Annotated in this window: 9 protein-coding genes; 4 read left to right on the top strand and 5 right to left on the bottom strand. The window is 75.5% G+C overall.

The genetic code is table 11. From position 1 onward, the window contains the following. Positions 1 to 3: 3 nt before the first annotated feature. Positions 4 to 618, top strand: a complete 615-nt coding sequence (locus ACF053_RS06680) for a class F sortase (RefSeq protein ID WP_391952858.1) — start codon at positions 4 to 6, stop codon at positions 616 to 618. Between the two features lie 109 nt (positions 619 to 727). Here ACF053_RS06680 and ACF053_RS06685 read toward each other — a convergent pair whose 3' ends face one another. Both ACF053_RS06685 and ACF053_RS06690 read right to left on the bottom strand, forming a co-directional pair. After that, a complete protein-coding gene (locus ACF053_RS06685; protein ID WP_391952859.1) occupies positions 728 to 2,944 on the bottom strand; it encodes a trypsin-like serine protease in 2,217 nt (738 codons plus the stop codon). Positions 2,945 to 3,022: 78 nt separating this feature from the next. Beyond that, positions 3,023 to 3,511: a hypothetical protein gene (locus ACF053_RS06690; RefSeq protein ID WP_391952860.1), complete on the bottom strand. Its 489-nt coding sequence runs from the start codon at positions 3,509 to 3,511 to the stop codon at positions 3,023 to 3,025. A gap of 541 nt (positions 3,512 to 4,052) precedes the next feature. On the opposite strand from ACF053_RS06690, the gene ACF053_RS06695 reads away from it, so the two are divergent. The 3 genes from ACF053_RS06695 to ACF053_RS06705 all read left to right on the top strand — a co-directional run bounded on the left by ACF053_RS06695 (position 4,053) and on the right by ACF053_RS06705 (position 9,450). Continuing rightward, positions 4,053 to 7,400 (top strand): ALF repeat-containing protein, encoded by a 3,348-nt coding sequence (locus ACF053_RS06695; protein WP_391952861.1) that lies wholly within the window; start codon positions 4,053 to 4,055, stop codon positions 7,398 to 7,400. Between the two features lie 109 nt (positions 7,401 to 7,509). Then, the gene (locus ACF053_RS06700; RefSeq protein ID WP_391952862.1) at positions 7,510 to 7,896 is read left to right on the top strand and encodes a hypothetical protein; all 387 of its coding nucleotides are present in this window, start codon (positions 7,510 to 7,512) and stop codon (positions 7,894 to 7,896) included. A gap of 120 nt (positions 7,897 to 8,016) precedes the next feature. Continuing rightward, positions 8,017 to 9,450 carry a dihydrolipoyl dehydrogenase family protein gene (locus ACF053_RS06705; RefSeq protein ID WP_391952863.1) on the top strand — a complete coding sequence of 478 codons (1,434 nt, stop codon included), beginning with the start codon at positions 8,017 to 8,019 and terminating at the stop codon, positions 9,448 to 9,450. A 115-nt stretch (positions 9,451 to 9,565) separates the two neighbouring features. Here ACF053_RS06705 and ACF053_RS06710 read toward each other — a convergent pair whose 3' ends face one another. From ACF053_RS06710 to ACF053_RS06720, 3 genes are all read right to left on the bottom strand, one after another. After that, entirely contained in the window at positions 9,566 to 10,207 is a 642-nt protein-coding gene (locus ACF053_RS06710) for a hemerythrin domain-containing protein (protein ID WP_391952864.1), read from the bottom strand. A gap of 64 nt (positions 10,208 to 10,271) precedes the next feature. Continuing rightward, a complete protein-coding gene (locus ACF053_RS06715) occupies positions 10,272 to 12,122 on the bottom strand; it encodes an acyl-CoA dehydrogenase (protein ID WP_391952865.1) in 1,851 nt (616 codons plus the stop codon). Positions 12,123 to 12,297: 175 nt separating this feature from the next. Further along, positions 12,298 to 13,395, bottom strand: a complete 1,098-nt coding sequence (locus ACF053_RS06720) for a pyridoxal phosphate-dependent aminotransferase (RefSeq protein ID WP_391952866.1) — start codon at positions 13,393 to 13,395, stop codon at positions 12,298 to 12,300. Positions 13,396 to 13,522: the final 127 nt, after the last annotated feature.

Genomic DNA, 13,522 nt, shown 5'->3' on the forward strand with positions numbered 1-13,522 from the left:
CGCATGCGCCGCAGGCTGACCACCGAGCCCGGTCCCGGCCGCCTCCTGGCCTGGGCCGGGCTCGCGGGCACCGCGTCGGCGGCGCTCGCGCTGTTCCTGCCGGCGTCGGCGCCCGCCCCGGCCGACGTGGGCGCGGTGCCGACCGGGAGGGCCTCCGGGCCCGCGAGGGGACCGGCGTACTCACCGCCCGTCACCCTCACCGTGCCGGGGCACGTCGGCAGCCTGCCGGTCGACCCGGTCGCGGGGGCCGGCGGGACGCTCGACGTGCCGGCCTCCCCGTCCCGGCTCGGCTGGTGGGCGCTGGGCGCCCCGCCGGGGGCCGCCCGCGGCACCCTGCTGATCGCCGGGCACCTGGACTCCGCCGAGGAGGGGCCGGGTCCGTTCGAGGCGCTGCACTCCCTGCCGATGGGCGCGTACGCGCACGTCGCGGCGGCGGACGGGTCCCGGCACGCGTACCGGATCGTGGCCCGGCGCACCTATCCGGCGGGGGCCCTGCCCGGGGACCTGTTCTCGGCGGAGGGCCGCCCCCGGCTCGTCCTGGTCACCTGCGCGGGCGCGTTCGACCCCAAGGAGCGGGTCTACGCGGAGAACCTCGTCCTGTACGGCGTGCCGGCGTGAGGCGCCCACCGCGGCGGCCGGCCGGCCCCGGACGCGGGTGAGCCCCGGGAGGATCGGATCCTCCCGGGGCTCACCCGTGGGACGTCGGTACCGACGCGACTGACCGGTCTCAGCCGAAGGCGCGGCCGAACTGGCCACCGACAGCCGGCAGGCCGTTCGTGCCCGGCTTGTACGTCGTCGCCGCGGCGGCCGCACCGGTGCGGCCACCGGTCGCGTTGCCCCAGGGCAGGGCGTACGCGGCGCCGTACGGGCTGGCGTTGGGCACGCCGACGTACAGGCTGGTCGCGCTCGCGCCCAGCCAGGTGCCGACGGCGTGGCCGGCGGCCGGCGCGCCGCCGAGGCCGGAGGCGTCACCCGCCTGGATCCAGTGGTCGTGCGCACCGGCGCCGCCGAACGGGTAGAAGGTCTGCACCGCGCCGGCGCCCGCGACGGAGCCGAGGGCCTCGCCGGGGATGCCGACCGCGAGCGCGAGGGTCGACGCGGAGCCGACGGAGCGCGGGGCGGTGTTGGCGAGGACGACCTTGGAGCCGAACTTGTCACCGGTCTCGGCGGAGCCGGCGACGTCGGTGACCTCCTGCTGGACGTTGGAGGCCGCGGTGACCGCGCCCGCCGCGGAGACGCGCAGGGTGTGGACGCCGCCCGCGTCGGCCTTGTTGGCCGTGTCGACGGTGAGGTCCTCACCGGGGGAGCCGATCGCGACGACCGTGTCGGTCGCGGTGGCCGCGCCCGAGGGACGGTACTCGACGGCGGCGACGGAGGCGCCGAACTGGTCGCCCGGCTCGGCACCGCCGCTGATGAAGGCGGCGTCCTGGTCGAAGCCGGAGACCGGGGCGGGGACCTTGTCGGTGTTCAGCGCGTGCTTGCTGATCTGCACGCCGCCGGCGTCCTTCTCGGTGCCGATGGCCTCGCCCGGCGTGCCGATGACGATGTGGTTCGCGGAGGCGGCGACGGCGGCACCGAACCGGTCGTTCGCCTCGGGGTCGCCCGCGTAGCCCGGCTTGTCCTGGTTGACGGCGGTGTTGACGCTGCCGCGCAGGTAGATGGCGCTGCCCGCGTTCGCGACGGTGCCGAGGTCCTCGCCCGGCATGCCGATCAGCAGGTACGGCTCGCCCTCGGCGGTGTGGCCGGCGGCCACGGCGTGGCCGAACCGGTCGCCGGCCTCGGAGGCCGAGCCCTTGATGGCGGCGACGTCGCCGAGGCCCTGGACGTAGTCCGTGGCCGCGCGGCCCGTGCCGATGCCACCCGGGGCGCCGTACAGGATCTGCACGGAGCCGGCGTCGGCGTGGGTCGTGGAGCCGACGGTGATGTCCTCGGCGGGGACGCCGACGACGAGGTCGGTGCAGCCGTCCTCGTTCTGGTCGAACGTCGCCAGGGCCTCGCCGAACCAGTCGCTCGCCTCGGCGCCGCCCGGCACGTAGGCCTGGTCCTGGTTCAACTCGGCGGTGCCCTTGCCGCCGCCGTAGACGACGCGCACGACACCGGCGTTGGCGTCGCCGCCGACGGTGGCCTTCGGGTCGCCGATGGCGACGTCCTCGGCGCCGTCGCAGTTGAAGTCGTTGACGACCGGCGCGGCGGTCTCGGCGCCGACCCAGGCGCGCAGGTCGTCGACGCGGGTGTCGACGGCGGCGGTGCTGGTGACGGTGGCGTCGATGCCGAAGCAACCGGCCTGGTACGAACGGCTGTTGACGGCGACGAGCTGGGCCACGCCGTTGACCGTGCGCAGGACCGGGCCGCCGGTGTCGCCGGCGCAGACGGACACGCCGCCCTGGCCGGTGACGTTGACGTCGGCGGCGTTCACCGCGTCGACGGTGAAGGTGCCGCTGTGGAGCTTGAGGGGCGCCCACTCGTCCTTGGTGCGGCCGTAGCCGGCGGCCTTCAGCTGCTCGCCCGCCGCGGCGGCGGTGGCGCTGATCGCGACGGGGGCGACGGTGGTGACGGGCCGGTTCAGACGGACCAGCGCCGCGTCACGGGAGGGGTGCGCGACGACCTCGACGACGTTGCGCACCACGCCGGCGGCGGTGGTGAGGTCGGTACGGCCGATGGTGGCGGTCGTCTTCAGCTTGGGCGCGCCCGTGGGCACGGCCAGGCTGACGGCCGGGTTGTCGGCGAAGCAGCTGGCGGCGGTCAGCAGCCACTCGCGGTCGACGAGGGCGCCGGAGCAGGCGCGCTGCCCGTTGCCGATGTCGAGGCGGGCGGTGAAGGCGAGCGAGCCCTCGGCCTCCGCGGTGCCCGTGACGGCGTGCGCGGGGACCGCGAGCGGTGCCGCTATCAGGGCCGCCGTGAGGGCGGCCAGCCCGGCTGCGCGGGCGGTGTGCGGACGTTGCATCTGAAGATTCCTCGTGTGGGGGTGTCGAGGAGCCGGCGGCGGTGCCGTGTGCCGGCTCCTCGGGCGACAGGACCGGCCTTACTTGGAGGTGATGATCTCCAGGAGCATGTGGTCGCGGCCCTGCGGGTCGGCGCTCTCGCCGACCGGCGTCCAGGTGTTCTTGGTGACGTCGAAGTTCTTCTCTTCGTTGTCGACCGTCATCGTGACGTCGGTGTTGTAGTCGTTGCCCTTGATGCCGTAGACGGCCGGGAGCTCCAGGCTCAGGTAGCCCTTGGTGCCCGTGACGCGGAAGCAGACCTTCTCCTTGCTGCGCGCCCACACCTCGAGGAGGGTCGGGTCGCCGCAGGTGGCGAGGGTGATGTGGCCGTCGCCGCGCTTCAGCTTGATGCCCTGCTCGGCGAGGATCTTGTCCGCCTGCGGGTAGTTGAAGTCCTCCACCGCGTAACCCGGCGCCTCGTCGGCGACCGGGGCGACGGACGGCGCGCCGGCGCCGCCGGCCGTCGTGATGGCGAGGACGGCGGTGCCGGCGACCGCGCCCGCGACGAGCAGACGAGAGATGAACTTCATCGGGAGTCTCGTTTCCTGTTCCGTGAGATGGCAAAGGCGCACGGGTCGCACCCGTGCGCGGACGTGCTCAGAGAGCGGCATGAGGCCGCGCCGCAATGGCGAAGCGCCGCAAAAATGGACACTTCGGATCTTTCACAGATGGGTCGTCAACTCCCCCCGTTGCGACGGCCACGTTCCGGTTCCCCAGATCGGATTTGGCGTGATCATTGTTACCACTTCACCTGACCCGCACAAGAGTTCGCATGGCGTCAGCGGCGTGCCGGAGGTGCGGTGGAGGCGCTGCGGGGACGGTGTCGGTGGTGTGCGCGTTGTCTGACGCACTGCAACGATTCGATAACAGCGGGCGTGCGGCGGGGAGCCGTCCCCGGACCCCGGAACCCCAGTGATCCGGGCGATCCAGCGGGCCTCCGGGTCCGCGCCACGGTCTCACGACACCTCAGCAACCCCTGTCTGCGCAGCCGTTGACTGTGTGACCATCCAGCCTGAAATGGCGTCACGACACACGTGCCCCATTGTTCAAACGGGGTGCAGGAGAAGGGGCATGAACATACTCAGATCGCCGCGCAGGAGGCACCTGCGCCGCAGGTTCCTGGTGACCACCGCCCTGGCCACGGCCATGACGGTCTTCGGTACCTCCACTGCCTTCGCCGAGGAGACCCTCCCCGGCGACCTTCCCGACGGGCTCCGCGCCCGCGCCGTCGAAGCCTGGCTGACCGGCGGCACCGCCACCAGGGACGCCGCCGAGGCCGCCCTCGGCGGGACCGACCAGGACGTCGCCGCGTTCGTCCAGTCCGACCTCCCCCGCCTGCGGGCCGAGGACAACCGCGTCGCCGTGATGCGGATCATCTCCGTCTCCGGCAAGGGCGTCCGCGACGCGGCCATCAAGGCGCTGGCCGGGGACGACGCCGCCATCACCGCGTTCATGAACGACGGTGTGAAGGCCCCGCTCCGCGACGACAAGCGCTCCGCGGTGCTGACCATCATGAACAGCGGCAAGCGCGCCGTCCGCGACGCCGGCCAGGCCGCGCTGAACGCCGGCACGGAGGCCGCGCTCGACGAGTTCCTGCAGACCAAGCAGTACGCCGCCCGTCAGGAGGACGAGCGGTTCGAGGTCATGCAGATCATGGCCCAGGGCGGCCCCGAGGTGCAGCGCACCGCGGCACGCGCCCTGGAGGGCACGCCGGCCGACATCACCCGGTACATCGAGACCGGCCAGCACATCTCCCGCGCCCGCGACCAGGAGTCGCTGACGGTGGCGCAGCTCGTCCAGGTCGCCCAGGAGGCCGGCCGCCGCGCCAAGCACGAGACGGACGCCGCCATCGAGGCGGGCGCCCGCGCCGAGACCGCCGCGGCGAAGGCCAAGGAGGCCGCGCTCGAGGCCGCCGCCGCGGCCGAGGCCGCGAAGAACGACGCCGACAAGGCCGGCCGGCACGCGTCCCGCGCCGCCGAGGCGGCGAAGGGCGCCGCGCAGGCCGCCCGCACCGCCGTCCACGCCTCCAACATCGCCGTCGCCGCCTCCCGCCGCGCCGCCTCCGCCGCGCAGGCCGCCGCGTCCGCGGCCGCCGCCGCGGGCCAGGCCGCGTCGCGCGCCTACAACGCCGCGACGGCCGCGTCGAAGGACGCCGCCCAGGCGTCCCAGGCCCGCTCCGCCGCGCAGGCCGCCCGCAACGCCGCCGCCGGCGCCCGTACGGCCGCCGCCGCCGCGTCCGCCGCGGCCGCCGCCAGCGACGAGGCCGGCCGCGCCGGCACCGCCGCCGCGTCTGCCGCGCAGAACGCCGCCGCCGCTGCCTCCGCCTCCGCCGCCGCGGCCGCCGCGGCCGGCGAGTCGTCCGAGCAGGCCCGCCGGGCCCGCGCGGCCGCCGCCGAGGCGAACGCCGCAGCCGCCACGGCCTCCGCGGCCGCCGCGCGCTCCCGGTCGCTGGCCGCCCAGGCCGCCTCCGCCGCCCGCGCCGCGCACACGGCCGCCAACAGCGCCGCCCAGCACGCCGAGAACGCCGCCGCCGCGGCCGACAAGGCCGCCGACAACGCCGGCAAGGCGCTGGACTACGCCAACCAGTCGACGACCCACGCCAACGCGGCGCTCGCCGCGGCGAACGTCGCCTCCGACGCCGTCACCCAGGCGCAGAACATCGAGCGCGTCGCCCGCGAGACCGAGGCGGCGCAGCTGGAGGCCGACAAGCAGACCGGCATCGCGGAGGCCGGCGAGGTGCTCAAGGCCGAGCTGGAGAGCGTCAAGGCCGAGGACGCCCGCGAGACCCACGGCGCCTCCATCGACGCCGAGACCCGCGAGCTGGTCGCCCAGGCCACCACGGCCGCGAACACCGGCGACACCGGCACCGCCGTGCGGCTCGGCCGCAAGGCCGCCGTCAACCTCTTCGAGGACCGGGGCTCCTGGACGCGCTCGGCGGCCCAGTTCGCCGCGGCCGGCTCGGACTCCGACATCGTCACCTGGCTGAAGCAGGACCACCCGAAGGCCGTCAGGCTGGACACCCGGGAGAAGGTCCTCTTCATGGCCCAGCTGGGCCAGACCGCGGTCGCCGAGGCCGCGCAGAAGGCCCTGGAGAACCCCGACCCGGCGGCCGCGGAGAAGTTCATCACCACCGACGTGGTGAACCTCCAGGCCGAGGACTACCGCCGGCAGATCCTCAAGCTGATGGACGGCTCCGGCTCCGCCGTGTCGAACGCGGCCAACGCCGCCCTGAACGACGGCAGCACCGAGGTCATGCTCCACTTCCTGATGGTGGGCATCCGCGACGCCGTCATGGAGGACGACCGGGTCAAGACCCTGTCCCTGATGAGCGGTGGCGGCGCCAACGTCAAGGCCACCGCCGAGGTCGCCATGGCGGGCCCGGCGTGGATGCGCCACGACTTCGTCGGCGGCGCCTACCTGAAGGCCGCCCAGCTCGACCAGGACACGGCCACCCACGTCTCCGCCATCCGCGCCTCCATCGCCAACGCGGCCCGCGTCGCCGCCAAGGCCCACGAGGACGCGGCGCGCGCCGCCGAGGCTGCCGCCAAGGCCCGCAACGCCGCCACCGAGGCCGCCCAGTGGGCGGACAAGGCCCTGAAGTCGGCCAACGAGGCCGCGAACCACGCCAAGGACGCCCGGGACAGCGCGGCGGCGGCGGACGCCTCGGCCGCCGCGGCGGCCGAGTCCGCCCGCAAGGCGACGGCCGCGGAGCAGACCGCCCGCTCCGCCGCCCGCTACGCCAACCACTCGGCCAACCGCGCCATGGCGTCGGCGGCCCAGGCGCAGTCCTCCGCCGCCTTCGCCCAGTCGCAGGCGACGGCCGCCCGCGCCTCCGCCCTCGCGGCCGGCCGGGACGCCCAGGCGGCCTCGGCCGCGGCGAGCGACGCGCACCGCATCGCCGCCGACAAGCGGGTGCAGGAGCAGGCCGCCGCGGCCGCCGCGGCGGCCGAGAAGGCCCGCCAGGACGCGGCCGCCGGCCGCACGCCCGCCGACGACCCGGCCAACGACAAGGTCAACGCCGACAAGCCGGGCGGCGACGGCAAGGACGGGTGGCGGACCGCCGCCACCTGGACGGGCCGCATCAGCACGGGCCTCGGCTTCCTCTCCGTCGGCCTGACCATCGGTTCGGCGTTCTTCCCGCCGCTGGCGGTCGCCGCCGGCGCCGTCGGCCTGGTCTCCCTCGGCTTCGGCGTGCTCAGCGCCGGCCTGTGGGGGTACGCGGACAACTGGAAGGGCGAGTCGTTCAAGAACGCCGTCGTGGGCGTGGGCCTCGGCGTGATCGGGCTGCGGGTGGGCTCGGCCGTCAAGTACGCCGACGAGGTGTTCGAAGCCGCCGGGCACGTGAAGTCGTGGGGTTCGGCCGCCGTCACGGCGGGGCACGACCTGCTCTCACCCATCTGGGGCGCGTTCACCTGGTAGCGACCGGCACGTAGCATGCCGCCGAAGGAATGACGTGGCCGCCGTCCGTCCCGCGCCCGCGGGGCGGACGGCGGCCACACCGCCGTCCGGCGGTGACACGAGGAGCACTGTGAATTTCTCCGAGATCCCCGTCCTCGTCCTGTGGCTCGCCGCCGCCGTCTCCACGGCGGTCTTCGCCGTCACCTGGGGCTCCTGGATGACCGGGAAGCTGCGCCGCGCCGTGTACTACGCCATCGCGGGCATGGCCCTCTTCGGCGTCGCCACCTACTACGGCAAGGGGATGCCCCTGGGCGAGGTCCTCTTCCTGTACTCCCTGGCCATGCTGGCCCTCGCCCTGGGCGTCCTGGGGCGCCGCGAGGAGCTGACGCGGCTCGCCGAGGCCGTGAAGCGCGACCCGAAGTCCCCCGACAACAAGATGTCCACGGGCGCGACCGTCCAGATCGTCGTGGCGGGCCTCGTGGTCATCGGCGCCGGCACCTGGTTCATGAGCACCTGACGACCCGGCCGCCTCCCCCCGGGTGCCGTCGTTCCGGCGGCGCGCGGCCCGGCAGCGGGGTAGACGTGGTACGACGACCGGCCGGGACACTCCGGCCCCAGCCGACGCAGGAGGTCCCCCATGGCAGGCCCGGAGCGGCACACCGGCAGTGACACCCGCGGCGACAGCCGTGGCGACACCGGCGGGGGCGGTGCGGGGGGCGGCGAGGCCGACGTCGTCGTGGTCGGCCTCGGCGTGGGCGGCGAGCACGTCGCCGGGCGCCTGGCGGAGGCCGGGCTCGACGTCGTCGGCGTGGAGGCCGAGCTGGTCGGCGGCGAGTGCCCCTACTGGGCGTGCGTCCCCAGCAAGATGATGGTCCGGGCGGGGAACCTGCTCGCCGAGGCGCGACGCGTGCCCGGCGCGGCCGGCCGCTCGGAGGTCGCCGCCGACTTCTCGCCCGTCGCCGCGCGCATCCGCGACGAGGCCACCGACGACTGGGACGACCGGGCGGCCGTCGACCGGTTCACCGGCAAGGGCGGCCGCTTCGTCCGCGGGCGCGGACGCCTCACCGGTCCCGGCCGCGTCGAGGTCGACGGGCGGGTCTTCACCGCCCGGCGCGGCGTGGTCCTCGCCACCGGCAGCCGGCCGCGCGTCCCGCCCGTGCCGGGCCTGGACGGGGTGCCGTACTGGACGAACCGCGACGCCGTCTCCGCCGAGGAGGCCCCGGAGTCCCTGCTGGTGCTCGGCGGCGGGCCCATCGGCGCGGAGCTGGCCCAGGCGTACGCCCGGTTCGGCACGGACGTGACGGTCGTCGAGGCGGCGGACCGCCTGCTGCCCTCCGACGAGCCCGAGGTGGCGGAGCTCCTCACGGAGGTGTTCCGGACCGAGGGGATCGACGTGCGCACGGGCGCGCGGGCCACCGGCGTGCGCCACGAGGCCGGCACCTTCCACCTCGCCCTGGACGGCGGCGGGGAGCTGACCGCCCGCCACCTCCTCGTGGCGACCGGCCGCGGTGCCGACCTCACCGGCCTCGGCGTCGAACACGCCGGCCTGGACCCCGACGCCCGGGCCCTGGAGCCCGACGGGCGGATGCGGGTGGCACCGGGCGTGTGGGCCGTCGGCGACGTCACCGGGCTCGGCGCCTTCACGCACGTGGCGATGTACCAGGGGGAGATCGCCGCCCGGGACCTCCTGGGCGAACCCGGCCCCGAGGCCGACTACCGGGCGCTGCCGCGCGTCACGTTCACCGACCCGGAGGTCGGCTCGGTCGGGCTCACCGAGCGCGCCGCCCGCGACCGGGGGCTGCGGGTGCGCACCGGGCTGACCCGGCTGTCGTCCTCCACCCGCGGCTGGATCCACGGACCGGGCGGTGACGGGCTCGTGAAGCTCGTCGTGGACGAGGACCGGGGGGTCCTGGTCGGCGCGACGTCCGCGGGCCCCGCGGGCGGCGAGGTCCTGTACGGCCTCGCGGTGGCCGTCCACGCCGAGGTCCCCGTGGAGCGACTGCGGCACATGATGTACGCGTACCCCACCTTCCACCGCGCCGTGGAGGACGCCCTGCGCGACCTGGGCTGACGTGGCCCGCCGGGCTGCCGGGCCGCCCGCTCGACGCCGGCGGCGTACCGCCGCGGGCCGGCCGCCCGGGCGTGGCCGTGCCCGCTCCGGTGCAGGGGGGAGCGGGCCGCCGCCGTCAGTAGTCCTCGCCGAACGCGGCCCGCTGCCGCTTCTCCAGCCATCCCCTGAACAGCGCGGCGACCGGGGGAGCGGGCACCCCGCCCCGCTCGCCGGGGCCGGCCACCGACGCCAGCCACGCCGGCATGAACTTCAGCGTCCACCCCGGCGCCGTCTTGCGCATGTGGGTCGCGAAGCCCTTCCACACCTCCTTGCCCAGCACCGGCGCCAGCCGCCCGGACAGCTCCCGCTCCTCGTCCCCGGCGTGCCGCGACAGGTGGTCGCGCACCCCCTCCGACAGCCGCGCCAGCTCGGCCGCCGCGCCCGCGTCCGTGCCGAGCCGGCGACTCACCTCGTGCCAGCCGTGCAGCAGCTTCGACAGCTCCTCGTGCTCGGTGGCCATCAGCGTGAGGGCCTCCTCGTCCGCGCCGAGCCGCCGCAGCCGCGGCCACAGGAACTCGTCCTCGCCCTCGTGGTGGTGGTCGATCAGCTGGAACAGCTTGTCGACGTACTCCCGCAGCGCGGCGGCCCGCGCGGCGTCGGGGGCCTGCGCCAGGCGCTCGGCGGAGCGGGCGACCCGGCCCAGGTCGCGCACCATGGCGCGGTGGGCGAGCAGCATGGTCTGGTGCGCGGGGGCGAGACCGGCGGACGACGGGGTCATGGGTACTCCTCGGTGTTTCGGTGGTGGCCCGGTGCTGCGAGGCGCGCGGGTGGTGCGGCGCGCCTCACCAGGCGTCCTCCGGCACGGACATGAGGACGGTGTCCAGCCGCTGCGCGACGGAGAGTTCGGCGGTCAGCAGCGGGAGCACCTCCTGGGCGAAGAACCTGGCGGTGGCCATCTTGCCCACGCAGAAGGCCCGGCGTGCCCGGATCGCGCCAAGACCGTCCTCGGGCAGACGTGCCAGGGCCGCCCCGGCGACGGTGGCCTGCCGCAGCAGCAGCCACCCGACCAGCACGTCACCGACGGCCATCAGCAGGCGCGTGGTGTTGCGGCCCACCTGGTACAGGGCGGTCGGGTCCTCGAAGGACTCCGCCAGCCGTCCGCCCATCGTGCCGGCGATGCCCCGCACGTCCTCCAGGGCGCGGGCGAGCAGCGCGCGGGTCTCGGCCAGTCCGTCCTCCACCGGGGCGTCGAGCGCCGTCTTCTCCACCTCCGCCAGCTGCGCCCCGAAGGCGGCCCCGCCGTCCCGGGCGATCTTGCGGAAGTACAGGTCCAGGCCCTGGATCGCGGTGGTGCCCTCGTAGAGGGTGTCGATCTTCGCGTCGCGGACGTACTGCTCCAGCGGGAAGTCCCGGGTGTAGCCGGCTCCGCCGAGGACCTGGAGGCAGTGGGAGAGCTGTTCGCAGGCGCGCTCGGAGGAGTACCCCTTGACCACCGGCAGGAGCAGGTCGTTGAGCGCCTTCGCCTCCGGGTCGGGCCTGCCGGCGGCCTCGGCGGCGGCCAGCCGGTCCTGGACGGTCGCGGTGTACAGCACCAGGGCCCGCAGCCCCTCCGCGTAAGCCTTCTGCAGCAGCAGCGCGCGGCGCACGTCGGGGTGGCGGGTGATCGCCACGCGCGGTGCGCCGCGGTCCGCCGCCGACGCGAGGTCCGCGCCCTGGACGCGCTGACGGGCGTAGGCGGCTGCGTTGAGGTAGGCGGTGGACAGGGTGGCGGCGGACTTGGTGCCGACGATCATGCGGGCCTGCTCGATGACCTGGAACATCTGCCGGATCCCGTCGTGCACCCCGCCGAGCAGCAGCCCCACCGCGGGCCGGTCGGCGCCGAAGGTCAGCTCGCAGGTCGCCGACGCCTTCAGCCCCATCTTGTCCTCCAGGGCGGTGGCGCGGACGCCGTTGCGGGCGCCGAGCCGGCCGGTCCGCTCGTCCGCGACGAGGAACTTCGGTACGAGGAACAGCGACAGCCCCTTGGTGCCCGGCCCGTGTCCCTCGGGCCGGGCGAGCACGAAGTGCACGATGTTCTCGGACAGGTCGTGTTCGCCGGAGGTGATGAACCGCTTGACGCCCTCGACGTGCCACGTCCCGTCCGGCTGCGGCACGGCGCGCGTGCGGCAGGCGCCGACGTCGCTGCCGGCCTCCGGCTCGGTGAGGACCATGGTGCCGCCCCACCCGTGCTCCACCATGAGCCGCGCCAGCCGCCGCTGCGACGGGGTGCCGAGCCGGTCGAGGATCTTCGCGAAGCCGGCGAGCCCCTGGTACAGGTAGACGGCCGGGTTGGCGCCGAGGGCCAGTTCGGCGACGGCCCAGCGCAGGGACGGCGGCACCTCGGCGCCGCCCAGCGACGCGGGCAGGTCCAGCAGGTGCCAGCCGCCGTCCGTCCACGCCCGGTACGCCCGCTTCACCGCGTCGGGGAGGGTGACCGTGTGGGTCGCCGGGTCGTACACGGGCGGGTTGCGGTCGCCGTCGGTGAAGGCGTCGGCCAGCTCGCCGGTGGCGAGCCGTGCGACCTCGGCCAGCACGGACCGGGCCGTGGCCTCGTCGGTCCCGGCGAACGCGCCGCGGCCGTAGGCGTCCGCGCGGCCCAGCACCTCGAAGAGGGTGAACTCCACGTCCCGCAGGTTCGGCTGGTAATGGCCCATGGCTGGTGGTCTCGCTCCCTGTACGGATGTGCCGGGGTGTGCCGGGTGTGCTGCATGTGCTGTGTCCGCCGGGCCTGTCAGAGCCTGCCGGGCCTGCCGGTGTCGCCGGGTCTGCCGGGGTTGCCCGGCCCGCCCGGGTGGCCGGACCCGGGTGGTGGGACCGGCCCGGGTGGGCTCAGCCGGTCGTGGCCGGCGCGTCGAGGACCGCCCTCAGCGCGGTGGCCAGGCGCTCCACCTCGGCCTCCGTGCCGACCGAGATCCGCAGCCGCCCCGGCATGCCGAGCGCGTCGAGCGCCCGGACGAAGACGCGGTGCTCCCTCGCGAGCCGCGCCGCGAAGGCGGCGCTGTCACCGGGCGGCGGCACGTCCACCATCACGAAGTTGCTCGCCGACGGGGTGTGGGCCAGACCCAGCGCGTCCAGCTCCTTGCCGAGGAGCTCGCGCACCCGGGCGTTGGCGGCCCGCACCCGCTCCAGGTACTCGGGCTGCTCCAGGGCCCGCAGCACGGCCCGCTGCGCCTGCCGGTTGACGTTGAACGGCAGCGCCCCGGCGGTGGCGGAGATCCGCGCGATCAGCTCGGCGGGCCCGACCGCGAGGCCCATCCGCACCGATGCCAGCCCCCACGCCTTGGAGAACGTCCGCGTCACCAGCGCCCGGCGGCCCGCGCGGACCGCCTCCAGCGCGAACTCGCGCTCGGGCCCCGCGAAGTCGATGTACGCCTCGTCGAAGACGACCACACCGCCGCCCCGTTCGGCGGCGTCCAGCAGCCGGTTCACCTCGGCGCGGTCGAGGAGCGCGCCGGTCGGGTTGAGCGGGTTGCAGACGAACGCCAGGTCGGCGCCCGCCTCCAGCCGCTCCGCGAGCGCGCCCACCGGCAGGTGCGTGCCGTCGAGCGGGACGGTGACCGGGGTGCGGCCCACGGAGGCGGCGGACATCACGTACCCGGGGAAGGTGGTCGCGGTGGTCACCACCGACGTGCCCGGCTCGCGCAGGAAGGTCAGTGAGGTGACGAGGACGATCTCGTCGGTGCCGTTGCCGACCGCGACCATGTCCGCGCCGACCCCGAAGTGCGCCGCCAGCGCCTCGCGCAGCTCGCGGCAGTCGGCGTCCGGGTAGCGGTTGAGGCGTTGCTCGGACTCGTCGCGCACCGCGTCGACCGTGCCGGGCGGCGGGCCGTAGGGGTTCTCGTTGAGGTGGAGCCGGAGGTGGTCCCCGCCGTCCGGTATCTCGGTGTCGGCGAAGAACCCCGGTGGCAGTACCGGGCCCTGGGGCATGGTGGATCCTCTCTGTCGCGGGCCGGGCGGGGCCCGGGGGGGGGCCCCGCCCGCCCCCCCGGCGCCCTCGCCCCCGGCCCCGGGGCGGGGGGTAAGCCCCGGGGCGTCCCCGCCCCGCCCGCGGCCG

The organism is Streptomyces kanasensis, from assembly GCF_043077165.1.
Taxonomy (GTDB): domain Bacteria; phylum Actinomycetota; class Actinomycetes; order Streptomycetales; family Streptomycetaceae; genus Streptomyces; species Streptomyces changanensis.